The 25,842-nt window shown below is 73.8% G+C and carries 24 protein-coding genes; 18 read left to right on the top strand and 6 right to left on the bottom strand.

Annotation, left to right across the window (positions count from 1 at the left end; translation table 11 throughout):
* Positions 1 to 156 precede the first annotated feature (156 nt).
* The 4 genes from ABTZ99_RS11105 (at position 157) to ABTZ99_RS11090 (ending at position 3,259) form a co-directional block, all read left to right on the top strand.
* Positions 157 to 597, top strand: a complete 441-nt coding sequence (locus ABTZ99_RS11105) for a MarR family winged helix-turn-helix transcriptional regulator (protein ID WP_498778667.1) — start codon at positions 157 to 159, stop codon at positions 595 to 597.
* A gap of 8 nt (positions 598 to 605) precedes the next feature.
* Positions 606 to 1,568 (top strand): zinc-binding dehydrogenase, encoded by a 963-nt coding sequence (locus ABTZ99_RS11100; protein ID WP_498778724.1) that lies wholly within the window; start codon positions 606 to 608, stop codon positions 1,566 to 1,568.
* 85 nt (positions 1,569 to 1,653) lie between these two features.
* Complete coding sequence (locus ABTZ99_RS11095; protein ID WP_499610430.1) at positions 1,654 to 2,010, top strand: YciI family protein; 357 nt, start codon at positions 1,654 to 1,656, stop codon at positions 2,008 to 2,010.
* A 1-nt stretch (position 2,011) separates the two neighbouring features.
* Positions 2,012 to 3,259: an RNA polymerase sigma factor gene (locus tag ABTZ99_RS11090; protein ID WP_499610428.1), complete on the top strand. Its 1,248-nt coding sequence runs from the start codon at positions 2,012 to 2,014 to the stop codon at positions 3,257 to 3,259.
* On the opposite strand, the gene ABTZ99_RS11085 is transcribed toward ABTZ99_RS11090, so the two are convergent.
* Positions 3,216 to 4,259 carry a threonine aldolase family protein gene (locus ABTZ99_RS11085; protein WP_498778670.1) on the bottom strand — a complete coding sequence of 348 codons (1,044 nt, stop codon included), beginning with the start codon at positions 4,257 to 4,259 and terminating at the stop codon, positions 3,216 to 3,218. The two genes, ABTZ99_RS11090 and ABTZ99_RS11085, sit on opposite strands and share 44 nt — an antisense overlap.
* A gap of 97 nt (positions 4,260 to 4,356) precedes the next feature.
* Here ABTZ99_RS11085 and ABTZ99_RS11080 point away from each other — a divergent pair, with 97 nt between their 5' ends.
* The 10 genes from ABTZ99_RS11080 (at position 4,357) to ABTZ99_RS11035 (ending at position 14,926) form a co-directional block, all read left to right on the top strand.
* Positions 4,357 to 4,911, top strand: a complete 555-nt coding sequence (locus ABTZ99_RS11080) for an antibiotic biosynthesis monooxygenase family protein (RefSeq protein WP_499610424.1) — start codon at positions 4,357 to 4,359, stop codon at positions 4,909 to 4,911.
* Positions 4,895 to 5,470, top strand: a complete 576-nt coding sequence (locus tag ABTZ99_RS11075) for a pyridoxamine 5'-phosphate oxidase family protein (RefSeq protein ID WP_498778672.1) — start codon at positions 4,895 to 4,897, stop codon at positions 5,468 to 5,470. Before ABTZ99_RS11080 ends, ABTZ99_RS11075 begins: the two co-directional genes overlap by 17 nt.
* A 64-nt stretch (positions 5,471 to 5,534) precedes the next feature.
* Positions 5,535 to 6,038 carry a riboflavin biosynthesis intermediates N-glycosidase gene (ybiA, locus tag ABTZ99_RS11070; protein WP_499610420.1) on the top strand — a complete coding sequence of 168 codons (504 nt, stop codon included), beginning with the start codon at positions 5,535 to 5,537 and terminating at the stop codon, positions 6,036 to 6,038.
* A 134-nt stretch (positions 6,039 to 6,172) separates the two neighbouring features.
* Positions 6,173 to 7,456 (top strand): GlnX family signal transduction membrane protein, encoded by a 1,284-nt coding sequence (locus ABTZ99_RS11065; protein ID WP_499610417.1) that lies wholly within the window; start codon positions 6,173 to 6,175, stop codon positions 7,454 to 7,456.
* Entirely contained in the window at positions 7,453 to 8,415 is a 963-nt protein-coding gene (locus ABTZ99_RS11060) for a glutamate ABC transporter substrate-binding protein (protein WP_498778675.1), read from the top strand. Before ABTZ99_RS11065 ends, ABTZ99_RS11060 begins: the two co-directional genes overlap by 4 nt.
* Before the next feature lies 1 nt (position 8,416).
* On the top strand, positions 8,417 to 9,478 hold the full coding sequence (locus tag ABTZ99_RS11055) for a hypothetical protein (RefSeq protein WP_499610415.1): 1,062 nt from the start codon (positions 8,417 to 8,419) through the stop codon (positions 9,476 to 9,478).
* Entirely contained in the window at positions 9,475 to 12,024 is a 2,550-nt protein-coding gene (locus ABTZ99_RS11050) for a serine/threonine-protein kinase (protein WP_499610412.1), read from the top strand. Before ABTZ99_RS11055 ends, ABTZ99_RS11050 begins: the two co-directional genes overlap by 4 nt.
* Before the next feature lie 2 nt (positions 12,025 to 12,026).
* Positions 12,027 to 12,995, top strand: a complete 969-nt coding sequence (locus ABTZ99_RS11045; RefSeq protein WP_498778678.1) for a PP2C family protein-serine/threonine phosphatase — start codon at positions 12,027 to 12,029, stop codon at positions 12,993 to 12,995.
* Positions 12,985 to 14,265, top strand: coding sequence for a vWA domain-containing protein (locus ABTZ99_RS11040; protein WP_499610409.1), 1,281 nt, complete (start codon positions 12,985 to 12,987; stop codon positions 14,263 to 14,265). Before ABTZ99_RS11045 ends, ABTZ99_RS11040 begins: the two co-directional genes overlap by 11 nt.
* A gap of 4 nt (positions 14,266 to 14,269) precedes the next feature.
* Positions 14,270 to 14,926 (top strand): FHA domain-containing protein, encoded by a 657-nt coding sequence (locus tag ABTZ99_RS11035; protein ID WP_498778680.1) that lies wholly within the window; start codon positions 14,270 to 14,272, stop codon positions 14,924 to 14,926.
* A gap of 212 nt (positions 14,927 to 15,138) precedes the next feature.
* On the opposite strand, the gene ABTZ99_RS11030 is transcribed toward ABTZ99_RS11035, so the two are convergent.
* Positions 15,139 to 15,459: a hypothetical protein gene (locus tag ABTZ99_RS11030; RefSeq protein WP_499610407.1), complete on the bottom strand. Its 321-nt coding sequence runs from the start codon at positions 15,457 to 15,459 to the stop codon at positions 15,139 to 15,141.
* Between the two features lie 572 nt (positions 15,460 to 16,031).
* Between ABTZ99_RS11030 and ABTZ99_RS11025 the strand changes: the two genes are divergently transcribed.
* Complete coding sequence (locus tag ABTZ99_RS11025; RefSeq protein WP_498778682.1) at positions 16,032 to 16,517, top strand: MarR family winged helix-turn-helix transcriptional regulator; 486 nt, start codon at positions 16,032 to 16,034, stop codon at positions 16,515 to 16,517.
* A gap of 48 nt (positions 16,518 to 16,565) precedes the next feature.
* Here the strand turns inward: ABTZ99_RS11025 and hrpA are convergent, their stop codons facing one another.
* The 3 genes from hrpA to ABTZ99_RS11010 are packed head-to-tail and all read right to left on the bottom strand — an operon-like array spanning position 16,566 to position 22,095.
* On the bottom strand, positions 16,566 to 20,468 hold the full coding sequence (gene hrpA, locus ABTZ99_RS11020) for an ATP-dependent RNA helicase HrpA (RefSeq protein WP_499610405.1): 3,903 nt from the start codon (positions 20,466 to 20,468) through the stop codon (positions 16,566 to 16,568).
* Positions 20,469 to 20,509: 41 nt separating this feature from the next.
* Positions 20,510 to 21,301, bottom strand: a complete 792-nt coding sequence (locus ABTZ99_RS11015; protein ID WP_499610402.1) for a thioesterase family protein — start codon at positions 21,299 to 21,301, stop codon at positions 20,510 to 20,512.
* Positions 21,302 to 21,336: 35 nt separating this feature from the next.
* A complete protein-coding gene (locus ABTZ99_RS11010; RefSeq protein ID WP_499610400.1) occupies positions 21,337 to 22,095 on the bottom strand; it encodes an isocitrate lyase/PEP mutase family protein in 759 nt (252 codons plus the stop codon).
* A gap of 260 nt (positions 22,096 to 22,355) precedes the next feature.
* Here ABTZ99_RS11010 and pdxR point away from each other — a divergent pair, with 260 nt between their 5' ends.
* On the top strand, positions 22,356 to 23,717 hold the full coding sequence (gene pdxR / locus ABTZ99_RS11005; RefSeq protein WP_499610397.1) for a MocR-like pyridoxine biosynthesis transcription factor PdxR: 1,362 nt from the start codon (positions 22,356 to 22,358) through the stop codon (positions 23,715 to 23,717).
* Here pdxR and ABTZ99_RS11000 read toward each other — a convergent pair.
* Positions 23,707 to 24,141, bottom strand: coding sequence for a YybH family protein (locus ABTZ99_RS11000; protein WP_498778687.1), 435 nt, complete (start codon positions 24,139 to 24,141; stop codon positions 23,707 to 23,709). The genes pdxR and ABTZ99_RS11000 overlap by 11 nt on opposite strands.
* Positions 24,142 to 24,248: 107 nt before the next feature.
* On the opposite strand from ABTZ99_RS11000, the gene ABTZ99_RS10995 reads away from it, so the two are divergent.
* Positions 24,249 to 24,623: a YciI family protein gene (locus ABTZ99_RS10995; RefSeq protein WP_498778688.1), complete on the top strand. Its 375-nt coding sequence runs from the start codon at positions 24,249 to 24,251 to the stop codon at positions 24,621 to 24,623.
* Positions 24,620 to 25,825, top strand: a complete 1,206-nt coding sequence (locus ABTZ99_RS10990) for an RNA polymerase sigma factor (RefSeq protein WP_499610394.1) — start codon at positions 24,620 to 24,622, stop codon at positions 25,823 to 25,825. Before ABTZ99_RS10995 ends, ABTZ99_RS10990 begins: the two co-directional genes overlap by 4 nt.
* Positions 25,826 to 25,842: the final 17 nt, after the last annotated feature.

Raw genomic sequence — 25,842 nt, 5'->3', positions numbered from 1 at the left:
GAGAGTGTGCGGCACGACGGGGGCCTTGCCGCAAGACCCCCGGTGCGCTATACGTTGAGAGTGGCAAGGAGTGGTGTTCCTCCTTGCCTTCGTCATGTGCGGGGTCCGCGACCGGTCAACGTTGGCCTGGCCAACAAGTCGGTAGAGTGCGGTCATATGGAGACCTCAGGCGCGCCCCGGCGGCTGCGCGGCACGACGAGTTGGCTGCTCGGCCAGGCCACGACGCACGCGGCCCGGCTGGTGTCGGAGGCGTTGGGCGCGGTCGGCGCGCGGCGCTACCACTACTCGCTGCTGGCCGCGCTGGACGAGTTCGGCCCGGCCAGCCAGGCGGAGCTCGGGCGGCGTGGCGGGCTGGACCGCAGCGACGTGGTGGCCACCGTGAACGAGTTGGCCGAGAAGGGCGCCGTGGAGCGCCGCCCGGACCCGGACGACAAGCGGCGCAACATCGTCAGCATCACCCCGTCGGGTGTGGCCCACCTGCGTCACCTGGACCGCGTGGTGGGGCAGGCTCAGGAGACGCTGCTGGCCCCGTTATCCGCGGCGGAGCGGGAGGAGTTGGTGCGGGTGCTGAACGTGGTCCTGGAGCACCAGGGATGACCGGGTCGATGCGCGCGGTCGTGTTGAGCGGGCCCGGTCCGGTGGAGAACCTGGCCGTGGCGGAGCTGCCGGTGCCGCAGCCTCCGCCGGGGTGGGTGCGGGTGAAGGTGGGCGCGTTCGGGCTGAACCGGTCCGAGCTGCACACCCGCTTGGGCCTGGCGGAGGGCGTGACGTTCCCGCGCGTGCCGGGCATCGAGGCGGTGGGTGTCGTGGACAGCGACTGCGACCTGCCACCTGGGCAGCGGGTGGCGGCGATGATGGGCGGCATGGGGCGGGTGTTCGACGGCGGGTACGCCGAGTACACCGTCGTGCCGCGCGAGGTGCTGATCCCGTTCGCCTCGGACCTGCCGTGGGAGGTGCTGGGCGCGGTGCCGGAGACGTTGCAGACCGCGTACGGCTCGCTGACCACGGGCCTGGACCTGCGGGCGGGGCAGTCGCTGCTGATCCGAGGCGGCACGTCGGCGCTCGGTTTCGCCGCCACCGCGCTGGCCGTCGACCTCGGCGCGACGGTGCTGGCCACGACCCGCCGCGCGGACCGGCTCGACGTGCTGCGCGAGCACGGCGTGGCGCACCCGCTGCTGGACGACGGCACGGTCGCCGGCCGGGTGCGCGAGCTGTTCCCCGACGGGGTGGACGCGGCGTTGGAGCTGGTCGGCACGCCCACGTTGCCGGACACGCTGGCGGCGACGAGGGTGCACGGCACGGTGTGCTTCACCGGGATGCTGTCGAACGAGTGGATCGTGCCCGACTTCTACCCGATCGGGTACCTCCCCAAGGGCGTGCGGCTGACCGCGTACGGCGGCGAGAGCTCCGACCTGCCCGCGGAGGTGCTGCAACGGTTCCTCGACCAGGTCGCGGGCGGCGAGGTGTCGCTCGGCCCGACCACGGTCTACCGGTTGGAGGAGATCCGGCAGGCGCACGACGACCTGGAGCACGGCCGCCGGGTCGGCAAGCTCGTCGTGCTGCCCTGAGAATCTTTTTTCCCGCGTCGTGTCGATGTGGTGCTCCGCCGTTCGTGTAGGGGGTGCGGAGTCACCCCGACCTGAGGAGCACGAGATGACCCAGTACCTGATCAGCGTGATCGAGCCGACCGGCTACGACATCCCCGAGCCGGAGGTCCTGGAGCGGATCATGAAGGACGTCCAGGCGGTGGACGCCGACATGCGGGAGGCCGGTGTGTGGGTGTTCGCGGGCGGTCTGCACGCCCCGGAGACGGCGACCACGCTGCGCCCGGACGCGAACGGCGAGCTGGTCGTGACCGACGGGCCGTTCACCGAGAGCAAGGAGCACATCGGCGGGTTCAACATCATCGACGTGCCGGACCTGGACGCGGCGCTGGAGTGGGGCCGGCGGATGAGCGTGGCGTGCACGCTGCCGGTCGAGGTGCGGCCGTTCCAGGACTTCGCCGGCTGACGTGACGGCGGTCGAACGGGTCTTCCGGGCGGAGTACGGCCGGTCGGTGGCGGTCCTGGTCCGCGTCTTCGGCGACATCGACGTCGCCGAGGAGGCGGTCCAGGACGCGTTCGCCGAGGCCGTGCGGCGGTGGCCGGAGACCGGTGTGCCGCCGAGCCCGGCGGGCTGGATCATCACCACGGCCCGCAACCGGGCGATCGACCGGCTGCGCCGGGAGTCCACGCGGGACTCCCGGCAGGCCCAGGCCGCGCTGCTGCACGCCCGTGACGAGCACGTGGAGGTGGACGCGGTGGGCGACGACCGGCTGCGGTTGATCTTCACGTGCTGCCACCCGGCGTTGAACCAGGCGGCACGGGTGGCGTTGACGTTGCGGCTGCTCGGCGGGCTGTCCACGGCGGAGATCGCGCGGGCGTTCCTGGTGCCGGAGCCGACGATGGCGCAGCGGCTGGTGCGCGCGAAGGCGAAGATCCGGGACGCGCGGATCCCGTACCGGGTGCCGGGCGAGGCGGAGCTGCCCGACCGGCTGCGCGCCGTGCTGGCGGTGGTGTACCTGGTGTTCAACGAGGGGTACTCGGCCAGTTCGGGTGCGGAGCTGGTGCGCGGGGACCTGTGCGCGGAGGCGGTGCGGCTCGGGCGGGTGCTGGCGGAGCTGATGCCCGACGAGCCGGAGGTCGTCGGGCTGCTGGCGCTGATGCTGCTGGTGCACGGTCGCAGCCCGGCGCGCACCGACCGCGACGGCCGCCTGGTGCGGTTGGCCGACCAGGACCGCTCGCTGTGGGACCGGGCGATGGTGGCCGAAGGGCGGGAGCTGGTGCGGCGCTGCCTGCGCCGCGGCCGGCCCGGCCCCTACCAGGTGCAGGCGGCGATCAACGCGGTGCACAGCGACCCGCCGCCGACGGACTGGCGGCAGGTCGTGCGGCTGTACGACCACCTGTCCTCCTTGACACCGAGCCCCGTGGTGGCGTTGAACCGGGCCGTCGCGGTGGCCGAGGTCGACGGGCCGGAGGCGGCGTTGGCGCTGGTCGACGGCCTGGCGCCCGCCGGCGGGTCGGGTCGCTCGGGCATGGCGGGCTACCACCTGTTCCACGCCGTGCGCGCGGACCTGCTGCACCGCCTCGGCCGGGGTCCGGACGCGGCGCGGGCGTACCGGCGGGCGTTGGCGCTGGCGGGCAACGACGCCGAGCGCGACCTGCTGCGCCGTCGGCTCAGCGCAGTCGCCGGATCAGATCGGCCACCTCCCGCGGGGTGAAGTCGAGCGACACGACGCCGACGGTCAGCTCGATGCTGCACCGCGTCGGGTCGGACGAGGCCCTGGGCCGCCGCGGCAGCTCGACGCCGCTCTCGGCGAGGATCCGCTGGGCCGCGGCGACGACGGCGTCCTTGGGCGCGGGGATGTGGACGTGGAACATCGGGGTCTGGGGCACGAGCGGGCGGGTGGTCGCGTACCCGTCGGCGTTGATCGCGGCGGCGAGGGCCACGGCGTGGTCGCGGAACTCGGCCATCCTGGGCAGCACCTCGTCCAGCCCCATCAGGGCGGTCACGGCGGCCGGCCACGAGTCGGGGGTCGCGCCGCCGAGCCTGCGCCGCCACACGGACGCGGCGTCGATCGTCGCCCGGTCACCCGCGAGGACCGCGCCGCGCACGCCTTCGAGGCCTTTGTAGAGGGAGACGTAGACGGTGTCGAACAGGTCGGCGATCTCGGCGAACGGCCGCTCGTAGTAGGTCTGCGCCTCCCACAGCCGGGCGCCGTCCAGGTGCGTCGCGGCGCCGCCGTCGCGTGCCCACTTCGTCTGCGCGACCAGGTCGTCCCAGGTGGGCAGGAGGCCGCCGAGGTCGCGCTGGGGCAGTTCGAGGAGCAGGGCGGCGATCGGTTCGCGGACCTCGGCGAGGTCGTCCAGGGTGATCAGGTCCTCGCGGTCGCCGACGGTCCGGTGGCGCAGGCCGTGCACCGCGCTGTAGCCCTGCTCCTCCCAGACCGCGAGGTGGCTCTGGGGGTGTGCGGCGAACGTGCGGCGGCCGGTGCGTTCGGCGTGCACGCGCAACGCGGTCTGCTGCGCCATCGTGCCGGTGGGGAAGAACAGGGCGGCGGGTTTGCCGAGCAGGTCGGCGATCCGTTGTTCCAACCGCGTGGTCGGCTCGTCCGGCGGGAGGCCGGGCTCGACGCGGTCGAGCATGCGGCGCAGCACCGCGTGCGGGTCCTGGCGGAGCCGGGAGTGCTGGACCAGGGAACGCCGGATCTCGGAGGTCATGGCGGGAGTCTGGGTGTTGCCGCCAGCTGTGTGCAACAACGTTCCCCAGTCGGCTGACTGATTCGGGCGCCGGTGCGCCGCGCCTAGCGTCGCCGGCATGGAACTGACTCGACCCGACGCCGAACTCGTCCTCCTCCACCGCGGCCGCGTGCCGTTCGAGCCGCGGCCGGGCGCGTTGCTCGACGCGCGGTGGCTGGAGCAGGTGGACGGTGCCGGCGTGGTGACCTATTCGCAGTGGTCGGGCCCGGTGGAGGCGGGCGACGCGGTCGCCTACCGGCGCTACCGGTCCGGTCGGGAGGCCGCCGAGGACCGGACGGTCGGGTGCGTGGTGCTGGTGTCGGTGGAGTTCGACCGGCCGGGGGTCGCCGAGGAGTGGGTCGACCTGGTGTTCACCGCGCTGGCCGCCGAGGGGGACCTGCACCCCGGCGGGATCTCGGCGCACTTCCACGTGAGCCTGGACGGGCTGCGGGTGCTGAACTACGCGGAGTGGACGTCGCCGGAGGCGCACGAGGAGGCGATGGCCCGCGGCAACGGGTCGGTGGGCGTGTCGGAGCCGTGGGAGCGTGTGCACTCGTTCACCGGTCTGACGCGGAGCGACGTCCGGCGCTACCGGGTCGTCGGCGATACTGGCGGCCATGGGGAAGACCTATGAACGGATCGAAGGACGCCTGCGCGAGTTCATCGAGCAACAGCCGGTGTTCTTCACCGCCACCGCGCCGCTGGCCGCCGACGGGCACGTGAACCTGTCGCCGAAGGGCCGCCGGGGGACGTGGCGGGTGCTCGACGAGCAGCGGGTGGCGTACCTGGACTTCGGCGGCAGCCACGCCGAGACCATCGCCCACCTGCGGGAGAACGGGCGGATCACGCTCATGTGGTGCGCGTTCGACGGTCCGCCGAACATCGTGCGCGTGCACGGCACGGGTGAGCCGGTGTTCCGGGACGACCCGAGGTTCGGCGAGCTGGTGGCCGGGTTCGGTGACGCGGACGGGCCGGCGTTGCGCGCGGTTGTCGTGGTGACCGCGAAGCTGATCAGCGACACGTGCGGCTTCGCCGTGCCGTTCATGGACTACCGGGGCGAGCGGACGCTGCACGAGGAGTACTTCGGCCGCAAGACGGACGAGGAGTTCGCCGCGTACTGCGAGGGCAAGGACTTCAACGCGGTCAGCATGGACGGCCTGCCCGCGCTGCCCCTCCCCCTGCCGCCGCGCTAGTCCCCGTCGCCCGCCGCCGGAAATCGTGCCGTCGTCGGGAGGAGGCTGTGGCACCGTCTGCGCCGTGACCAAGTACCTGTTCTTCTGGGGCCACGAGGCGCGGCCGGGCGCGCCGGTCGGCAAGCAGTGCCTGAGCCAGTGGTGGGAGGCGCCGTTCACCGTCGACGGCCGCACCTACCGGACCGCCGAGCACTTCATGATGTGCGGCAAGGCGCTGCTGTTCGGCGACGAGGACGTCGCGGAGCGGGTGCTCGCGGCGCGCACGCCCGGTGAGGCGAAGGCGCTGGGCCGCCGGGTGCGCGGGTTCGCCGAGGACCGGTGGGTGGCGCACCGGCTGGACATCGTCGTGCGGGGCAACCTGGCGAAGTTCGGCGCGCACGACGACCTGCGCGCGTTCCTGCTGGCCACCGGGGACCGGGTGCTGGTGGAGGCGAGCCCGCTGGACCGGGTGTGGGGCATCGGCCTGGCCGCCGACGACGAGCGGGCGGCCGACCCCGCGTCCTGGCTGGGGCTGAACCTGCTGGGCGAGGCCCTGATGGAGGTGCGCACCCGGCTCCGTCGGGGGTGACCGCGTCACCCGATGAGTGCGAACCGGTGGGCGCGGGCCGGCCGGTTGGGTCGGTTCGCGTCCCGATTGGTGGAATTTCGATCTACGCTGTCTGAGCGGCGAGTGGCGCCGATCACCTCGGGAAGGGGGCGGTCGTGCTGGTCGAGGCTCGGCGGAACCGCGGCGCCCTGCGCCGGGTGACGGGTCTTGCGCGCAGCACGCCGGGCAGGTTGAGCCTGCTGGCCCTGCTGCTGGTGGTGGTGAGCCTGCTGGTCGGGGCGTTGACCGCGACGTCGGTGCAGCGCCGGTCGGACGCGCTGGAGGCGTTGGCCGACCGCAGCGAGCCGCTGGCGTTCGCCGCCCAGGAGGTCTACCGGGCGATGGCGGACGCGGACGCCACGGCGTCGAGCGCGTTCCTGTCCGGCGGGGTGGAGTCGGCCGCGCTGCGCGGCCGGTACGAGGCGGACGTGGCGAAGGCCGCCGCGGCGTTGTCGGCGGCGACGAGCGAGATCACCCGCTCCCCCGAGCTGACCGAGGCGCTGTCGACGTTGTCGGGCCAGCTGCCGGTGTACACGGGCCTGGTCGAGACGGCCCGCGCGCACAACCGGCAGGGCAACCCGGTGGGCGCGGCGTACCTGCGCGAGGCGTCGGCGTTGATGCAGACGCGGCTGCTGCCCGCGGCGCGCGAGCTGTACGGGGTGGAGACCGGCAAGGTGATGGGCGACCTGGAGGACGCCGGGTCGCTGCCGTGGCTGGAGCTGCTGCTGGGCGTGCTCGTGCTGGTGGTGCTGGTGTTCGCGCAGCGGTACCTGACCCGCCGGACGAACCGGGTGCTCAACCCGGGGCTGGTGGTGGCGACCGCGTTGACCGCGGTCTCGCTGCTGTGGGTGCTGGCGGCGAGCCTGCTGGTGGTCTACAACGCCTCGGCGAGCAAGAACGAGGCCACGCTGGTCGACCTGCTCGCGCGGGCCCGGATCGCGACGCTGACCGCGCGCGGCGACGAGACGTTGACGCTGGTGGCGCGCGGCAGCGGCACGACCTACGAGGCGGAGTACGTCGAGGCCGACAAGGTGCTGGACGACCTGCTGGGCCGGGTGCGGGTGCTGAACCCGACGCCGCCGGTCCTCGAGGCGGCGGAGCACCACGGGCGGTGGCGGGAGGCGCACCGCGAGGTCCGCCGGGCCGACGACGAAGGCGACTACACGGCGGCCGTGGCGTTGGCGCTGGGTCGCGACGGGCAGGGCGCGGCGACGGCGTTCGACGCGTTGGACTCGGACCTGGTGGAGGCGATCGGCGCGGCGCGGGCGGAGTTGACCGAAGGGATCGGACGGGCGCGGGCCGCGTTGGGCGGGGTGGTGCCCGCGGTGGTCGTGCTGGCGCTGTTGGCGGCGGCGGCCTCGGTGTTCGGGTTGTGGCAGCGGCTGAAGGAGTACCGATGAGACGGCTGCTCGCGGTGCTCGTGGTGGTGCTGGCGGCGGCGTGCGCGCCGGTGCCCAGTGGCGCGCCGCCGATCGGCGGTGGTTCGCCGGTGCCGCCTCGGCCGGCGGAGGCGGTGGAGCTGACCGAGCCGCCCAGCACCGCGGACGTGCCGCCGGCGTCGTGCGACCCGACGGCGAGCCTGCGCCCGACCGGGCCGCTGCCGCCGCCGGGGCAGATGCCGGCGGGGTCGACCATGGCGCAGATCCAGGCGCGCGGCCGGCTGGTCGTCGGCGCGGATCAGAACTCGTACCTGATGGGGTTCCGCAACCCGTTCTCGGGCGAGTTGGAGGGCTTCGACGTCGACTTGGCGCGCGAGGTGGCGCGGGCGATCTTCGGCGACCCGGGCGCGATCCAGTTCACGGTGCTGACCTCCGAGCAGCGGATACCGACGTTGGAGCGGCACGAGGTCGACATCGTGGTGCGGACCATGACGACGACGTGCGAGCGCTGGCAGAAGGTGAACTTCTCGACGGTGTACCTGCAGGCGGGGCAGCGGGTGCTGGTGCCGTCGAACTCCGACGCCACGGGCATCGAGTCGCTCGGTGGCAAGCGGGTGTGCGCGACGAAGGGGTCGAGCTCGCTGGCCAACGTGGCCGCCGCGGCGTCGAGGCCGGTGCCCGTGTCGGTGACGCACTGGACGGACTGCCTGGTGATGCTGCAGCAGGGCCAGGTGGACGCGATCTCCACGGACGACACGATCCTGGCCGGGTTCGCCGCGCAGGACCCGTACACGAAGGTGGTGGGTCCGCAGTTCGCCGCCGAGCCGTACGGGATGGCGATCCCGAAGGCCGACGAGGACTTCGTGCGGTTCGTCAACGCGCTGCTGGAGCGGCTGCGGGCGGACGGCACGTGGGCGCGGATCCACCAGCGGTGGCTCGGTGATCCGCCGGCCCCGCCCGTCGCGGTGTACCGGGACTGACGTGGACACCCTGGACGAGGAGCTGGCGGCGTTCCGGCGGGAGAGCGACCGGGTGGCCGAGTCGTTGCTGGCGATGGAGGACCACCCGGGCCACCGGTTGCTGCGCGGCGCCGAGCTGACGGGTGCGTCGGCGCGGCGGTGGGAGGCGGCGAACGCCGGGATGGTGCGGCTGTGGGAGTGGTTCGACGCCTACCGGGCGTTGCTGCGGCAGGCGTCGGACGCGCATGACCCGGCGGAGCTGGCGCGGTTGCTGCGGGGGCCGGCGATCGCGCTGCCGGAGGCGTCGGTGCGGACGTTGACCGGGCCGGTGGCGCGGCAGGTGACGTTGCGCGCGCTGGTGGAGCGGATGAAGGCGGAGTACGCGCAGGTCACGGCGGTGTTGACGGAGGCGCACGAGGCGTGGGGGCGGCGGTTGGCGGTGCTGGAGCCGTTGGCCGGGCAGGTGGCGGGGATCGACTCGCCGGCGGCGGAGGGGCTGCGCGCGGAGGTGGCGCGGGCGCGGGCCCGTGCGGCGGCCGACCCGTTGACGCCCGATCCGGCGGTGGCGGACCTGGTCGGACGGGTGGCGGCGGTGGACGCGCTGCACCGGACGTTCCCGTCTCGTGCGGCGGCCCTGTCGCGGCTGGTCGCGGAGGTGGAGTCGGTGCGGGCGCGGGCGGCCGAGGTGCGGGTGGAGGTGGTGGCGACGATCGCCGGCGACCACCCGCCGGTGCCCGCCGAGGACGTGGCCGGGGCACTCGACGGGCTGCGGGGACGTTTCCCGGACGTGGCGGAATCGGACGTGGCGGCCGTGGAGGCGGCGGTGGGCGCGGCGGTGACGCGGGCGCGGGAGGTGGTGGCGCACCTGACCGGGTCGCTGGACCGGCGGGCGGAGCTGCGCGGCCGGTTGGCCGCCTACCGGGCGAAGGCGGCGGGGCGTGGGTTCGCCGAGGACGCGGAGCTGCTGGTGCTGCACCGGCGGGCTCGTGACGTGCTGTCCGGCGTGCCGTGCGACTTGACCGCGGGGACGGTGGCGGTGCTGCGCTACCAGCGTGCGGTGCTGGCCAGGACGGAGGCCCGATGAGGACGTGTCCACGTGCCGGCTGCGGCGGGGCGATCGACGACGACGGCTTCTGCGACGTGTGCGGCCTGGAGGCACCGGTGCTGGCACCGACCGCGCCTGCCGCCGGTCCGGGGCGCGGTCCGGGGCAGGGTCCCTCGGCCGGTGAGGCGGGCGCAGGCGGGGGCGGGCAGCGGGCCGGTGCGTTTGGAGCCGGTGCGGTTGGGGGTCGGACCACCGGCCCGGGCGGTGGGGCGGTCGTCGGTGCGCCCGAGGTCGGCGCGGACAGCGGAGCGGCCACCGGTGCGTACCCCGGGCCGGATTCCGACAGCGGGCCCGACCGTGCGTCCCACAGTGCGCCCCGCAGTGGGCCTGACCGCGGAACCGACAGTGGTCCTGCCACGGGCGCGTACCGCGCGACCGGTCCCGCCACGGGGCCGGGCACGGCGCCGTGGTCGCTCGTGGGGTCGTCGTCGGCGGCACGGGCGCGGCGGGCGTCGGCGTCCACCCGGTCGTCCGGGCGCGGGCGGTTGGGCGCGGGACTGGTCGAGGTGCCCCGGGTGCCCTACCGGGATCCGAAGACCGCCGTGCTGACCGATCCGGAGGTGCCGGAGGCGAAGCGGTTCTGCTCCAGCTGCGGCAAGGAGGTCGGGCGCGGCCGGGACGGCGGGCCCGGGCGGGTGGAGGGGTTCTGCGCGCACTGCGGTCACCACTACTCGTTCACGCCGAAGCTGGCGCCCGGCGAGGTGTTGCACGACCAGTACGAGGTGCTGGGTTGCCTGGCGCACGGCGGCCTCGGCTGGATCTACCTGGCCGCCGACCACGCGGTCAGCGACCGCTGGGTGGTGTTGAAGGGCCTGCTGGACTCCGGTGACGCGGACGCGATGGCGGCGGCGATGGCGGAGCGCCGGTTCCTGGCCGAGGTGGAGCACCCCACCATCGTCAAGATCCACAATTTCGTGCGGCACGCCGACCGGGTCAGCGGCGAGCTCGTGGACTACATCGTGATGGAGTACGTGGGCGGCACGTCGGTCAAGGACATGATCAAGCAGTTGCGGGCGGACGGCACGGGCACCGAGTCGCTGCCGGTGGCGCAGGCGATCGCCTACGCGCTCGAGGTGCTGCCCGCGTTGGGCTACCTGCACGACGTGGGCCTGCTGTACTGCGATTTCAAGCCGGACAACGTGATCCAGACCGAGGAGCAGCTGAAGCTGATCGACCTGGGCGCGGTGCGGCGCATCGACGACCGGCACTCCCCCATCTACGGCACGATCGGCTACCAGGCGCCGGAGATCGGCACGGACGGCCCGTCGGTGGCCTCCGACCTGTACACGGTGGGTCGGGCGTTGGCGGTGATGAGCTTCCAGTTCGACTTCCGCGGCCGCTACAAGGAGTCGTTGCCGTCGCCGGAGGAGCAGCCGCTGCTGCGCCGGCACGACTCGTTCCACCGGTTCCTGCTGCGGGCCACGGACCGTGATCCGGAGCAGCGGTTCGGGTCGGCGGAGGAGATGGCCGAGCAGTTGACCGGTGTGCTGCGGGAGGTGTTGGCGCAGCAGGACGGCACGCCGCGGCCGGGGGTGTCGCGGCAGTTCACGCCGGAGCGGCGGGCGTTCGGCACGGAGGACGGGCTGGACGTGCGGGCGGCGGCGACGGGGCTGCCGGTGCCGCAGGTGGACACCTCCGACGCGGCGGCGGGTTTCCTGGCGACGGCGGCGACGACGGGTGACCCGGACCAGGTGGTGGCGGCGTTGCGCGCGGCGCCGGTGCAGACGGTGGAGGTGCGGTTGCAGGTGGTGCGGGCGTTGATCGAGGCGGGTCGGGTGCGGGAGGCGGTCGGCGAGTTGGACGCGCTGGCGTCGCCGTTCGACCCGGACGACCCGTGGACGCCCGCGCCGGACGACTGGCGGCCGGGCTGGTACCGGGGGGTGGCCGCGTTGGTGGACGGCGGGGGTGATCGGGCGCGGGCGGCGTTCGAGCGGGTGCGCGACGCGTTGCCGGGCGAGGCGGCGCCGAAGCTGGCGGTGGCGGTGTGCGCGGAGGCGTCGGGCGACGCGGAGGCGGCCGCGGCCGGGTACGAGGTGGTGTGGCGCACCGATCACGCGTTCGTGTCGGCGGCGTTCGGGCTGGCCAGGGTGCTGGTGGCGCGGGGCGAGCGGGAGGCGGCGGTGGGGGTGCTGCACTCGGTGCCGGACACGTCGATCCACCACGTGGCGGCTCAGGTGGCGGCGGTGCGGGCGCAGCTGGGCGCGGCCCGGGAGTGCGCGGCGGACGACGGGGCGGAGGCGTTGGCGGAGGTGATGGCGGCCGGTGCGAGGCTGTCGGGGTTGGAGTTGGACGTGGCGAGGCGGGCCGGGTTGACCGTGGAGTTGTTGGGTGTGGCGTTGGAGTCGTTGCCGGGCGCCGGCGCGGCGCCCGGCGGGAAGCTGCTGGACTGCGAGGTGAGCGACTCGGGGCTGCGGTCGGGCCTGGAGCGCTGCTACCGGCAGTTGGCGCGGCTGGCCGACACCCCGGAGGAACGCATCGCTCTCGTCGACCGCGCGAACGCGGTCCGGCCCAGGACGTTGGTGTGATCATGGAATCCTGTCCCGAGTGCTCGTCGCCGGTGGCGTCGCAGGACCGCTTCTGCGAGGCGTGCGGGCGCAACCTGCGGTTGCAGCGGACACCGGTGGGTGGTCCGGGGTCGCAGTGGCCGCCGATGTGCGCGTGCGGCGGTGAGGAGTTCGACGCGGACGGGTTCTGCGAGCAGTGCGGTCGGGCGCGGCCGTCGGCGCGGGACCGGGTGGAGTTCGTGCTGCCCGGGGTGGCCGGGGTGAGCGACCGCGGCAAGCGGCGGCAGCGCAACGAGGACTCGATGGCGTTCGGGCGGGTGCGCGGGCGCGGGGTCGCGGCGGTGGTGTGCGACGGGGTGGCGTCGTCGGAGCGGGCGGAGCAGGCGTCGCAGACGGCCGTGGACACGGCGGCGGACGTGCTGTTGACGGGGTTGCAGGCGGGGATGGACGCCGAGTCGTCGACGACGGACTCGGTGGTGGCGGCGAACGACGCGGTGGGCCGGTTGGCGCGGCCGGAGGCGGCGGAGGTGGCGCCGTCTTGCACGTTCGTGTCGGCGGTGGTGACCGACGATTCGGCGACGGTGGGGTGGGTGGGCGACAGCCGCGCCTACCTGGTGGCCGAGGCGGGGGCGGCGCGGTTGACCACGGACGACACGTGGGCGGCGCAGCTGGTCGCGGAGGGCGTGCTGACGGAGGAGGAGGCGCTGACCGACCGGCGGGCGCACGTGCTGTCGCGGTGGTTGGGCGCGGATTCCGGGGTGGAGGCGCCGCAGACGGTGACGTTCAAGGTGGAGACGCCGGGGCTGCTGGTGCTGTGCAGCGACGGGTTGTGGAACTACGTGCCGGAGCCGGAGGACCTGCTGGAGGTGCTGCCGCGCGGCGTGCCGCCGATCGAGGTGGCGCGGGAGCTGGTGGAGGTCGCGCTGAAGGCCGGCGGGCACGACAACATCACGGTGGTCGTCGTCCAACTGCGGGGTGGGCATGGCGCTTGATTTCGCGGTCGAGGTGTTCCAGAACGAGTACCTGCCCGAGGGCGCCGCGGACGTCGACGCGATCGTCACGGTGACCACGACGGGCGTCGCGGCGGAGGTGGTGTCGGCCGACGCCGCCGAGGTGGTCATCGTGGACACCTCGGCGTCGATGGCCTACCCGCCGTCGAAGTTGACGGCGGCGAAGCAGGCGACGGTGGCGGCGATCGACGCGTTGCGCGACGGCGTGTGGTTCGCGGTGGTGGCGGGCACGGACACGGCGCGGGTGGTCTACCCCCGGTCGCGGAAGTTGGTGGTGGCGGACTCGCGGTCGCGGGCCGCGGCGAAGCAGGCCGTGCGGGCGCTGCGGGCGGACGGCGGCACGGCGATGGGCCGGTGGCTGGCGTTGGCCGACGACCTGTTCGCCGGGTTCGAGGGCGGGCCGAGGCACGCGATCCTGTTGACCGACGGCGAGAACCAGCACGAGTCGCCGCGCCAGTTGACGAAGGTGCTCGACGAGGTGGCGGGCCGCTTCACGTGCGACTGCCGCGGGGTGGGCACGGACTGGCGGGTGGCGGAGCTGCGCCGGATCGCCGAGGCGATGCTGGGGACGGTGGACATCGTGGCCGACCCGGACGGGTTGGCCGCGGACTTCCGGTCCATGGCGGCGTCCGCGATGGGCAAGGCGGTGGCGGACGTGTCGCTGCGGTTGTGGACGCCGGAGGGCGCGCGGGTCGTGTCGCTCAAGCAGGTGTCGCCGGGGTTGCGCGACCTGACGGGGCGGCGGGTGGAGTCGGGGCCGCGGACGGGTGAGTACCCGACGGGCGCGTGGGGTGGCGCGGAGAGCCGCGACTACCACCTGCGGGTGCGGGTGCGGCCGGCGGGAGTGGGCGACCGGATGCTGGCGTCGCGGGTGAGCCTGGTGGGCCCGTCGGGTGAGGTGCTGGGGCAGGGTCGGGTGCTGGCGGTGTGGACGGAGGACTCGGCGTTGTCGACGCGGATCAGCTCCGAGGTCGCCCACTACACGGGGCAGGCGGAGCTGGCGGAGGCGATCCAGGACGGTTTGGAGGCGCGCAAGTCCGGTGACGTGGGCCGGGCGACGGCGAAGCTGGGCCGGGCGGTGCGGCTGGCGCACGAGTCGGGCAACACCGACACGGCGAAGCTGCTGGCCAAGGTGGTGGAGGTGGAGGATCCGCGGACGGGGACGGTGAAGCTGCGCGCGCGGGTGGCCGACGCGGACGAGATGACGCTGGACACCCGCTCCACGGTGACCAAGCGGGTCGGGAAGGGCTAGGCGGATGGCGACCTGCCCGGCGGGCCACGACTCGGCGACCGACGACTACTGCGACGTGTGCGGCACGCCGATGCCGTCCGGGTCCGGGGCATCCGAGGTTGACTCCGAGCCGGTGGTGTCCGTCGAGGAGACGTGCGCGGCGTGTGGCGCGGTGCGGGTGGGCCGGTTCTGCGAGGAGTGCGGGCAGGACTCGTTGAACCCGGTCGTGGCGCCGTCGCCGCCGGTGTCGTCGCGGCCGGTGCCGGTGTCGTGGCACGTGACGGTCGAGGCGGACCGGGCGTACTTCGAGCGGGTGGTGGCGGTGGGCGGGCCGGACGCGGGTGCGATGGCGTTCCCGGAGTTCTGCCCGCCGCGCCGGTTCGGGTTGGCGGGGCCGCAGGTGTCGATCGGGCGGCGGAGCCGGTCGCGGGGCATCTTCCCGGGGATCGACCTGGTGGGCCCGCCGGAGGACCCGGGCGTGTCGCACCACCACGCGGTGCTGGTGGCGTCGGGTGACGGGTGGGCGGTGGTGGACCTGGGCTCGACGAACGGGACCACGGTGAACGAGGGCGACACCCCGTTGGCGCCCCACCGGCCGCACCCGTTGGAGCCGGGCGACCGTGTCCACGTCGGCGCGTGGACCACGATCACCCTGCACCGCTCGGCCGGCGAGCACGCCTAGCGCGAGCGTGACGGCGGCAAGCATCCCGAATGCCGAAGGTGGGCCGATTACCGCGACCCAGCGTGATAAATGACCCTGAACGCAGGGCCCGCGGCGCTACCGGTGAGGTCGCCGCGCGGGGCCGGATTGGTCCCGGTGCGCAATTCCACACCGTTCAGCCCGGCGATATCGCTGATTTCCGCGGCTATCGTGCGCCGTGTCGGGACTTCGACTCAGACCCCGTCGCGGGTACAGACGCTGGGAATGTAGCCGGACCAGCCGGGCCCTTCGCCGTACTCGTTGTTGAAGTCCTGGATCAGGATCCAGCCGTTGGCGTCGTACACGCCGCACGCGTCGTAGACCTGACCCGTCACGATCTTGCGGCAGGTGCGGGGTTCGCCGGTCACGACGGAGAACAACGCCCTGGACGTGGTGTTGGGCTCCGCGCGAACGGTCGCGAACCCGGTCACGGTCACCCACGACCCGGCGCAGGTGCCGCCGACCAGCAGGTCGGGCTGTGGTGCTCCGTTCGCGAGCGAGGAGGTCGTGGCCATCGTCGCGAGACTTGCGACCAACAGGCCGAGTGCCTTCAACTTGCGCATTGTCTCCCCTGTGGGCAGTCGGGAATTTTTGCGTCAGCGGCTCGGGCGACGCTACCAGTCGGCGAACGGGACGCACATTCCGTTCAACCGTTCGCAGTAGCAGTCGGTCCGGCATCCCACAATCACCTGGAATACGAATTGGTTCCCGTGAGCGGCGCGCCGGATCGGGCACTGGACGATTCTCGACGGCAGGGACTCGCGCTGGCCGAGGAGCTCCCCCCGCGCGGGAACGCGACCCGGACGCGGCGGACCGGCGTGCGGTGGCGGTGCGCGCGGTCGAGGACCGCGGCGTTCGGACGCACGGCGACCGACGAGTCGGCGCAGGGGCGGGTCGGGCGGGCGGAGTCCGCGACTGGGCCGGGCGCGCGGGCGCCGGTGGGCCGGGACGCGGGTTTTCGCCGGGACGCCCGCACACGTTGTCGATCACGAATACGGTGGGGGGTGCGGATCGAAGGGGGACCGCGGTCGGTGCGGCGTCGGGCGGTGGGTCGTCCGGCACGGCGCCCAGGGGGTCAGGAGGGGTGATGGCGGACGCGGTCGACCTGGTGTTGGCGCAGTGGTCGGTGCAGCGGCCGGACGTGGACACCTCGCCGATGGCGGTGCTGACGCGGGTGACGCGGCTGGCGCGGCTGCTGGAGCGCGAGTTGCGGGAGTTCACCGGCCGGTTCGAGCTGGAGCCGGGCGAGTTCGACGTGTTGACCACGTTGCGGCGGGCGGGTTCGGCGCAGGGCATGACGGCGGGGGCGTTCCTGTCCGCGTCGCTGGTCACGGCGGGCGCGATCACCAACCGGATCGACCGGATGGAGGCCAAGGGCCTGGTGGAGCGCGTGCCCGACGCCGCGGACCGGCGGCTGGTGCGGATCAAGCTGACCGACCGCGGCGGCCGGCTGGTGGACGGGATGCTGGCCGAGCACATGCGGCAGTACGCGCGGCTGCTGGAGCCGTTGGACGAGGACACCAGAGCGGTGGTCGCCGACGCGTTGCGGGCGTTGTTGGAGCAGTGCGAGTAGCACCGGGCGCCGGCGGGTCGACGCGGGTCGGCCGGAACCCGGCGCGGGCTAGCGGGGCACGGCGTCGAGGGCTTTGAAGATGCGCTTGTCGGAGACGGTGTAGCGGGTGCCGATGGTCTGGGCGAAGTAGCTCAGCCGCAGTTCCTCGATCATCCAGCGCACCTCGTCGAGTTCGGGGTGCGGTTCGTCGGCGGGCAGGGCGGCGCGCAGTTCCCGGTACTCGGCGTGCACGGCGTGGACGCGGTCCATCCACTCCTGGTCGCGGCGGACGTTCTCGGGCAGCTTCTCCAGCCGGCGGGCGATGCCCTGCAGGTAGCGGTGCACGTCGGCGAGCCGGTCGGCGCCCGCCTCGGTGACGAAACCCTTGTGCACCAGGCCGGTGAACTGGGCGCGGACGTCGGCGGCGGATTCGTCGAACACGGCGCCGCGCAGGCCGTTGAGGCGCAGTTCGACGTCCTGGGCGGCTTCCAGGACGCGGCGGACCTTGTGCACGACGTCGAACGTGGTCTCGCCGAGGCCGCGGCGGACGTGGTCGGTGAGCTTGGTGAACGCGGACTCGGTCCACACGGGGCCGCCGGCGTCGCGCAGGAGCTTGTCGACGGCGGCGGAGATGCAGTCGGCCAGCAGCGGCGCGACACCGCCGTGGGGGTTGCGGGTCAGGGCGAGCTTCTCGGCGTTGTTCAGGCCGCGTTGCAGGGTCTTGACCGGGGACGGGGTGTTGAGCAGGAGCAGTCGGCGGGTGCCGCGCCACATCGCCTGCGCCTGCCGGCCGGGGGTGTCGAGGATCTCCACCGCGACGGTGTCGCCCTTGTCGACCAGGGCGGGGTAGGCGGTGACGACGATGCCGGAGCGCTGCCGCTGCACGGTGCGCGGCAGGTCGCCGACGTCCCAGGTGGTCAGGCCGGTGCGGGCGAGGTTGCTCGCGGCGGCGGCGAGGGTTTCGCGCAGCTGTCCGCGCAGGCGGGCCTTGAGGGCGGAGAGGTCCTTGCCGCGGGCGAGTTCGCGGTCGTTCTCGTCGACGATGGTGAAGGTGAGCTTGAGGTGGTCGGGCACCTGGTCGAGCTGCCACTCCTCGCGGGGCACGACGACGCCGGTGAGGGTGCGCAGTTGGCGTTCCAGGGCGGGCAGCAGTGGTTCGTCGGGGTCGATGCCGGTCAGGGCGGCGGCGGCGACGTCGGGCACGGGCACGAAGTTGCGGCGCAGCGGTTTGGGCAGCGACCGGATGAGCGCGACGACGAGTTCGGTGCGCAGGCCGGGTACCTGCCAGGACAGCGAGTCGTCGGGCAGGGCGGTGAGCGCGGGCAGGGGCAGGGTGACGGTGACGCCGTCGACGGCCGCGCCGGGTTCGAACCGGTAGGTCAGCGGCAGGGTGAGGCCGCCGCGGCGCAGTTCGTCGGGGTAGGCGTCGGGGGTGACCGCGGCGCGGTCGTTGACCAGCATGGCCTTGTCGAAGGTGAGCAGGTCGGGCTGGGTGTGGCGGGTCTTCTTCCACCAGGTGTCGAAGTGCCGGACGGACACGACGTCGGCGGGCACGCGCCGGTCGTAGAAGTCGTAGACGGTCTCCTCGTCCACGACGATGTCGCGGCGGCGGGCCCGGTTCTCCAGTTCCTCGACCTCGGCGAGCAGGTCGCGGTTGTGGTGGAAGAACTTGTGGTGGGTGCTCCACTCCCCCTGCACGAGGGCGTGGCGGATGAACAGCTCGCGGGACAGCTCGGGGTCGATGCGCCCGTAGTTGACCTTGCGCGAGGCGACGATCGGCACGCCGTAGAGGGTGACCTTCTCGAGTGCGACGACGGAGCCGCGCTTGGCTTCCCAGTGGGGTTCGCTGTAGGTGCGCTTGACCAGGTGCTCGGCGAGCTTCTCGGCCCACTCGGGTTCGATCTTGGCCACGGTCCGGCCCCACAGCCGGGACGTCTCGACCAGTTCGGCGGCCATCACCCACTGGGGTGGTTTGCGGAACAGGGCGGAGCCGGGGAAGATCGCGAACTTCGCGTTGCGGGCGCCGAGGTACTCGGTGGCCGCGCGCTTGCCCGGGTCGCGCTTCGGGACGTCCTTGACGCCGATGTGGGACAGCAGCCCGGACAGCAGCGAGACGTGGACGGCGCGCGGGTCGGCGGGCTGGTCGTTGACGTGCACGCCGAGGGTCTTCGCGACCTGCCGCAGCTGCTGGTAGATGTCCTGCCACTCGCGCACGCGCAGGTAGTTGAGGAACTCGGCGCGGCACAGCCTGCGGAACTGGTTGCTCGACAGCTCCTTCTGCTTCTCGCGCAGGTACTGCCACAGGTTGAGGAACGCGGTGAAGTCGGAGTCGGGGTCTTTGAAGCGGGCGTGGAACTCGTCGGCGGCCTGCTGCTTGTCCGAGGGGCGTTCGCGGGGGTCCTGGATGGACAGCGCGGAGGCGATGACCATGACCTCGCGGACGCAGCCGTTGCGGTCGGCCTCGATGACCATGCGGGCCAGGCGGGGGTCGACGGGCAGCTGGGCGAGCTTGCGGCCCAGCGGGGTGAGCTTCTGCTCGGCGGGCAGGATCGCGCCGAGCTCCTGCAGCAGCTGCACGCCGTCGGTGATGTTGCGGGCCTCGGGCGGGTCGATGAACGGGAACGCGGCGATGTCGCCCAGGCCGATGGAGGTCATCTGCAGGATGACCGAGGCGAGGTTGGTGCGCAGGATCTCCGGGTCGGTGAACTCCGGGCGCGCGTCGAAGTCGTCCTCGCTGTACAGGCGCACGCAGATGCCTTCGGACACGCGGCCGCAGCGGCCCTTGCGCTGGTTGGCCGACGCCTGCGAGACGGGTTCGATGGGCAGCCGCTGCACCTTGAGGCGGTGGCTGTAGCGGGAGATGCGGGCGGTGCCGGGGTCGACGACGTACTTGATGCCGGGCACGGTCAGCGACGTCTCGGCGACGTTGGTGGCGAGCACGACGCGGCGGGCGGTGTGCGGCTGGAAGACGCGGTGCTGCTCGCCGAACGACAGCCGCGCGTACAGCGGCAGGATCTCGGTGTTGCGCAGCTCCAGGGCGGCGAGGGCGTCGGCGGTGTCGCGGATCTCGCGTTCGCCGGAGAGGAACACCAGCACGTCGCCGGGTCCTTCGGCCTGCAGTTCGCGCACGGCGTCGCAGACGGCCTGGGTCTGGTCGCGGTCCGGGTCGGCGTCGGGGTCGTCGGGGTCGACGATCGGGCGGTAGCGGACCTCGACGGGGTAGGTGCGGCCGGAGACCTCGATGACGGGCGCGTCGCCGAAGTGCCGGGAGAACCGCTGGGGGTCGATGGTCGCGGAGGTGATGACGACCTTGAGGTCGGGGCGCTTGGGCAGCAGCTGCTTGAGGTAGCCGAGCAGGAAGTCGACGTTGAGGCTGCGTTCGTGGGCCTCGTCGATGATGATCGTGTCGTAGCGCGACAGCATCCGGTCGGTCTGGATCTCGGCGAGCAGGATGCCGTCGGTCATGAGCTTGACCAGGGTGTCCTCGCCGGACTGGTCGGTGAAGCGGACCTTGTAGCCGATGGCGCTGCCCAGCGGGGTGCCCAGTTCCTGGGCGACGCGTTCGGCGACGGTGCGCGCGGCGAGGCGGCGGGGCTGGGTGTGCCCGATCTGGCCGAGCACGCCGCGGCCGAGCTCCAGGCAGATCTTGGGCAGCTGGGTGGTCTTGCCGGAGCCGGTCTCGCCGGCGACGATCACGACCTGGTGCTCGCGGATGAGCGCGGCGATGTCGTCCTTGCGGTTGCTGACGGGCAGCTCGGCCGGGTAGGTGATCTTCGGCACGGTGTCGCGGCGCAGGGCGACGCGCAGCTCGGCGGCCTCCAGCTCGGCCTCGATCTCGGCGAGGACGGCGGCGCGGGCGCCCTCGTCGCGGACCTTGCGCGCGCCCTCGAGCCTGCGTGCCAGCCTCCGCTGGTCCCGCGACATCAGTTCGGACAGGCGTTTGCGCAGGTCAGCGTGCGACATCTGGTTCATTTGGGTCAAGGATATCGAGGGTGGGCCGGCGGGGCTGCCGATTATCGGCCGGCGGCCACGGCGAGTTGGCGTGACTGGGCGACCAGCTGCCCGGTCGTGTCCCACAGGTCGACGTCCTCCTCGTGGTAGCCGCCGGCGAGGTGCCGGGTGGTGACGCGGGCGGCGAGCCAGTCCGACGCGGGCCGGGCGCGCACGTGGACGGTGAGCTCGACCGTGGCGGAGTCGGTGACGCCGAGTTCGAGGACGGCAGGCGCGGCGCTGTCGACCAGGGTGGGCAGGCAGGCGGTGTCGGCGGGGCGGCAGTCGGCGAAGCGGAGCCAGAACTCGGCGCGCGGCGTGCCGGTGGGCCGGCCCCGGGCCCAGCCGTGGGGTTCGGGCGCGCGCAGGTCGACGCGGTCGGCGACGGTGACGCCGGGCAGGCGCAGGCCGCCGTAGACGTCGACGCACTCGTCGGGCGGCGGCAGGTCGGGCGCCCGGTCGAGGACGTGGGTGCGGCCGGTGGGGCCGCCGAGGTCGGCGTAGGTGGCCACGACGCGGAGCACTTCACGCTCGCCGCAGGTCAGGCGCGCTTCGCCGGTGGACAGCCGTCGGCCGGCGCGCACGACGTCGGTGTCGACGCGGGCCGGTCCGACGACGCCGGGGCGCAGGTAGTGGGCGCCGACGACGAGCGGGTCGGGGTGCGGCAGCACCTCGCCGAGCGCCCGCAGGCAGAACGCGACGAGGTAGCCGCCGTTGGGTCGTCCGCCGGCGCTCGCCCAGCGGTCGGTGAGGTGGGTGGTGAACCGCCCGTCCCCCGTCGCGTCCACCCGCGTGTCGGTGTCCCACTCGTGCATGGGATTCACCCTAGTGGGCGTTACCGGCGGGTAGGTCAGCCGCGGTACGGGCTGCCGCCGTCGAGCATGTCGGTGGCCGTCTTCTTGAGCTGCTTCATCATCAGCACGTTGTGCAGGCCGGGGCCGAAGCTGACCCGCGCCACGCCCAGCGGGGCCAGGTCGTTCGGGGTGGGCGAGCCGGGCCCGTGCGCGATGTTCACCGGACGTCCGCCGACCGCCTCGACGAACGCGGCCACCTGGTCGCCGGGCAGCCGCATCGGGTAGACGCAGTCCGCGCCCGCCTCGAAGTAGGCCTGCGCGCGGCGCACCGCGTCGTCGAACGACTTCCCGCCGTGGAGGAACTCGTCGATCCGGGCGTTGAGCACCACGTCGGCGTCGGCGGCGCGCACCGCGGCCAGGAAGTCGGCCTGCTCGGCGACGTCGACCATCGCCTTGGTGCGGGGGTCGGAGTCCTCCAGGTTGCAGCCGGCCGCGCCCGCCTCGGCGAGGCGCCCGGCGATCTCGGCGGGCGGCAGGTCGTAGCCGCGCTCGATGTCGGCGGTCACCGGCACCCCGACGGCGGCGGCGATGCGGCGCACGGCGTCGAACGCCACCTCGGCGGGCATGTCGTGCCCGTCGGCGAAGCCTAAGGCGGCGGCCACGGCGACGCTGGTGGTCGCCACCGCCGGGTGGCCCGCCTCGGCGAAGACCCGCGCGGAGGAGACGTCCCACGCGTTGGGCACCACCAGCGGCTTGCCCGGCACGTGCAGCGCGCGCAGCGCCTTGGCCGCCTCGGTCACATCGGTCCTGGTCACATCGACTCCCGTTCACGACTCGGGCCGCGGCCGCCCGGCGACCCCGCCCCCGTTGCAGCGGTGATCACCGTGATCACCCGTGCCGATACTGCCAGTTCCCCGCGCACCCCGAACACCGCGCCCGGCTGCCCGCGAAGGCCCCGTGACGTCGGTTTTCGGGGGTCTCGCGAGGTTTGTCCGCCCTGGCTCGGCGGGTGGCGCGGCGGCCGTGCGCGCTCGGGGTCCGGTGGCGGGGCCGGCTCGTGGTTAGGGTCCGGTCCGTGTCGAACGAGTGGGCCGTCGCGGGGGTGGACCTGCACCTGGAGCTCGATCCGGCGTCGTCGCGGCGCGGCGGGCTGGAGCGCGCGTTGCGGGAGGCGATCCGGGCGGGGCGGTTGGCACCGGGCGCCCGGTTGCCCGCGACCCGGAGGCTGGCCGCGGAGCTCGGGTTGGCCCGCAACACGGTGGCCGCCGCCTACGACCAGCTGGTCGCGGAGGGCTACCTGACCGCGCGGCGGGGTGCCGGCACGCGGGTCGCCCCGCTGCTGCGGGCCGATCCGCCCGCCGCGGCCCCCGCGCCGGTCGCGCCGAGGCCGCGGCACGACCTGACGCCGGGCAGCCCGGACGTGTCGGCGTTCCCGACCGCGGCCTGGTTGCGGGCGACGCGTCGGGCGTTGGCCGCGGCGCCGGCGAGCGCGCACGGGTACGGCGATCCGCGCGGCCGGGTGGAGCTGCGCACGGCGTTGGCCGAGTACCTGGGCCGCACGCGCGGTGTGCGGGCCTCGCCGGAGCGGATCGTGGTGACATCCGGGTACGTGCAGGCGTTGGCGCTGCTGGCGTCGGTGCTGGACGGGCCGGTGGCGATGGAGGACCCCGGGCTGCCGTTCCACCGCGACGTCGTGGCGCGGACCGGGCGCCGCGTGGTGCCCTTGCCGGTGGACGAGCGGGGCGCGACGACACCGGCCGACGACGTGGCCGCGGCGGTGGTGACGCCCGCCCACCAGTACCCCACCGGCGTGCCGCTGCACCCGTCGCGGCGCCACGCGTTGACCGCGTGGGCGCGCGAGTCCGGCGGGGTGCTGGTGGAGGACGACTACGACGGCGAGTTCCGCTACGACCGGCAGCCGTTGGGCGCGGTGCAGGGCACGGCGCCCGATCACGTGGTGTACGCGGGCAGCGCGTCGAAGACGGTGGGCCCGGGCGTGCGGTTGGGGTGGCTGGTGCTGCCGCCGCGCTGGGTGGACCCGGTGGTGGACGCGAAGCTGCACGCCGACCACCACACCGAGGTCGTGGGCCAGCTGGCGCTGGCCGACCTGATCGGCACCCACGCCTACGACCGGCACATCCGGGGCTGCCGGCTGCGCTACCGGCGTCGCCGCGACCTGCTGGTGCGGCGGCTGGACGACCTCGGCGTGCCGGCGCACGGCGTGTCCGCGGGGCTGCACGTGCTGGTGGAGCACCCGGACGAGGCGGCCGTGCTGGCCCGCGCCGCCGGGCACGGGCTGGCGCTGTCGGGGTTGCGCGACCACTGGCACGACCCGGACAGCGCGACGCGGCAGGGCGTGGTCGTGGGGTACGCGACCCCGGCCGAGCACGCCTACCGCGCCGCGCTGGACGCGTTGGCCCGCGCCCTTACGGCGTGAGGTCCAGGGCCGCGCCGAAGCTGCCGTCCATGTAGAACGGGGTCGAGGTGTGCTCGTGGGCGATGCGCCACGCGCCGTCCACCCGCCGCAGGCACACCGTGGAGCGGAACCACAGGTCGAACGCCTCGTGGTGGCCGCGCGGCACGGCGGACATGCGGTTGAGGCTGCGGCAGAACGCGAGATCGCCCTCGGCCGTGACGTGGAGGTCGCGGATCTCGTAGTCCACGGCGGAGTCGAACGTGGCGAACCAGGCGCGCATCGCCTCCGGGTCGACCACTTCGGGCGCGGTGTGCGCCAGCGGCGGCGCCAGGGTGAAGGTGACGGCGTCGGGCAGGTAGTCGGCGACCAGGCGGTCCGCGTCGCCGGCGCGCATCGCGGCGGCCCGCCGGTCGAACAGGTCGGCGATGTCGGTGTGCTCGGTCATGGTGGTTCCTCTCCGGTGGGGCACCCCGCTCGGGCGCCCGTCACGGGGGACGTAGAAGCTGGACGTCCGTTCTCGACATCCCCGGACCGGTTTTCCCGGAGGTTCTGGTGAAGTACCTCGTCCTGATCTACAGCAACCCCGACTCGCGCGCGATCTGGGACCGGATGGCCGAGGAGGACCGGGCCGCCGGCCTGGACGCCTACGCGGCGTTGGACGAGGAGCTGGCCGCCTCCGGCGAGCTGATCGTCTCCGAGGCGCTGGCCGACCCGGCCCGGACGACGCGGGTGACCGTGCGCGACGGGCAGGCGCTGACCACCGACGGGCCGTTCGCCGAGGCCAAGGAGCTGCTGGCCGGGATCTACCTGGTGGACGTCGAGACGCCGGAGCGGGCGGTGCAGATCGCGGCCCGCGTCCCCGAGGCGGCCTTGGGCCTGGTGCAGGTGCGGCCGGTGCGGCCGTCGCTGGAGGACTTCCTCCGGTGACCGCGATCGGCCCGCTGCTGCGGGAGCTCGCGCCGCGCGTGCTCGGCGCGGTGGTGCGCCACCACGGCGGCTTCGACGCGTGCGAGGACGCCGTGCAGGAGGCGCTGCTGGCCGCCGCCACCCGCTGGCCCGTCGACGGCGTGCCCGACAACCCCGCCGGGTGGCTGATCACGGTCGCCTCGCGGCGGCGGATCGAGCTGTGGCGCGCCGACACCGCCCGGCGGCGCCGCGAGGAGGCGGTGTTCGCCCTGACACCGCCCGACCCGGAGCCCGCGCCCGGGGTGGACGACACGCTGACGCTGCTCCTGCTGTGCTGCCACCCGTCGTTGACGCCGCCCTCGCGGGTGGCGCTGACGCTGCGCGCCGTGGGCGGGCTGACCACCGCCGAGATCGCCCGGGCGTTCCTGGTGCCCGAGGCCACGGTGGCGCAGCGCATCAGCCGCGCCAAGCAGCGCATCAAAGCCGCCGGCGCCCGCTTCGACCTGCCACCCGAGGACGAGCGCGACGACCGGCTCGACGCCGTGCGGCACGTGCTGTACCTGGTGTTCACCGAGGGCCACACCGCCAGCTCCGGCGCCGACCTGCACCGGGTCGACCTCTCCGGCGAGGCGATCCGCCTGGCCCGCGACCTGGCCGCCCGGCTGCCCGGCGACGGCGAGACCACCGGACTGCTCGCGCTGATGCTGCTCACCGACGCCCGCCGGCCCGCCCGCACCCGACCCGACGGCGCGCTCGTGCCGCTGGCCGAGCAGGACCGCGCCCTCTGGGACGCCGACCTGATCGCCGAGGGCACACGGCTGGTCCGCGACGCGCTGACCACCACCGCGATCGGCCCCTACCAGCTGCAGGCCGCGATCGCCGCCCTGCACGCCGAGGCCCGCGACGCCGCCGACACCGACTGGAAGCAGATCCTCGGCCTGTACGACCTGCTGCACTCCATCACCCCCGGCCCGATGGTGGCGCTCAACCGGATCGTCGCCGCCGCCATGGTCCACGGACCCGCCGTCGGCCTGGCCCGGCTGGCCGACGCCGAGGCGGACCCGGCGCTGGCCGGGCACCACCGGCTCGACGCCGTGCGCGCGCACCTGCTGCACCTGGCGGGCGACCACGACACCGCCCGCGACCACTACGCCCGCGCCGCCCGCGCCACGCTGAGCCTGCCCGAACGCCGCTACCTCGAAGAACGGGCCCGACCCGGGTAGCCGGCGTGCCGATGCGC

Origin of the sequence: Actinosynnema sp. NPDC002837, assembly GCF_040295345.1 — a bacterium.
Taxonomy (GTDB): Bacteria; Actinomycetota; Actinomycetes; order Mycobacteriales; family Pseudonocardiaceae; genus Actinosynnema.
This window is presented reverse-complemented; position numbering and strand designations above follow the sequence as displayed.

Bases quoted from the DNA above. Each gene is read 5' to 3' on its own strand.
- ABTZ99_RS11100 (WP_498778724.1), top strand. From the start codon at position 606: ATGCGCGCGGTCGTGTTGAGCGGGCCCGGTCCGGTGGAGAACCTGGCC.
- ABTZ99_RS11045 (WP_498778678.1), top strand. From the start codon at position 12,027: ATGGAATCCTGTCCCGAGTGCTCGTCGCCGGTGGCGTCGCAGGACCGC.
- ABTZ99_RS11050 (WP_499610412.1), top strand. From the start codon at position 9,475: ATGAGGACGTGTCCACGTGCCGGCTGCGGCGGGGCGATCGACGACGAC.
- ABTZ99_RS11015 (WP_499610402.1), bottom strand. From the start codon at position 21,301: ATGCACGAGTGGGACACCGACACGCGGGTGGACGCGACGGGGGACGGG.
- ABTZ99_RS11035 (WP_498778680.1), top strand. From the start codon at position 14,270: ATGGCGACCTGCCCGGCGGGCCACGACTCGGCGACCGACGACTACTGC.
- ABTZ99_RS11030 (WP_499610407.1), bottom strand. From the start codon at position 15,459: ATGGCCACGACCTCCTCGCTCGCGAACGGAGCACCACAGCCCGACCTG.
- ABTZ99_RS11105 (WP_498778667.1), top strand. From the start codon at position 157: ATGGAGACCTCAGGCGCGCCCCGGCGGCTGCGCGGCACGACGAGTTGG.
- ABTZ99_RS11085 (WP_498778670.1), bottom strand. From the start codon at position 4,259: ATGACCTCCGAGATCCGGCGTTCCCTGGTCCAGCACTCCCGGCTCCGC.
- ABTZ99_RS11060 (WP_498778675.1), top strand. From the start codon at position 7,453: ATGAGACGGCTGCTCGCGGTGCTCGTGGTGGTGCTGGCGGCGGCGTGC.
- hrpA (WP_499610405.1), bottom strand. From the start codon at position 20,468: ATGAACCAGATGTCGCACGCTGACCTGCGCAAACGCCTGTCCGAACTG.
- ABTZ99_RS11040 (WP_499610409.1), top strand. From the start codon at position 12,985: ATGGCGCTTGATTTCGCGGTCGAGGTGTTCCAGAACGAGTACCTGCCC.
- ABTZ99_RS11095 (WP_499610430.1), top strand. From the start codon at position 1,654: ATGACCCAGTACCTGATCAGCGTGATCGAGCCGACCGGCTACGACATC.
- ABTZ99_RS11000 (WP_498778687.1), bottom strand. From the start codon at position 24,141: ATGACCGAGCACACCGACATCGCCGACCTGTTCGACCGGCGGGCCGCC.
- ABTZ99_RS11075 (WP_498778672.1), top strand. From the start codon at position 4,895: ATGGGGAAGACCTATGAACGGATCGAAGGACGCCTGCGCGAGTTCATC.
- ABTZ99_RS11080 (WP_499610424.1), top strand. From the start codon at position 4,357: ATGGAACTGACTCGACCCGACGCCGAACTCGTCCTCCTCCACCGCGGC.
- ABTZ99_RS11025 (WP_498778682.1), top strand. From the start codon at position 16,032: ATGGCGGACGCGGTCGACCTGGTGTTGGCGCAGTGGTCGGTGCAGCGG.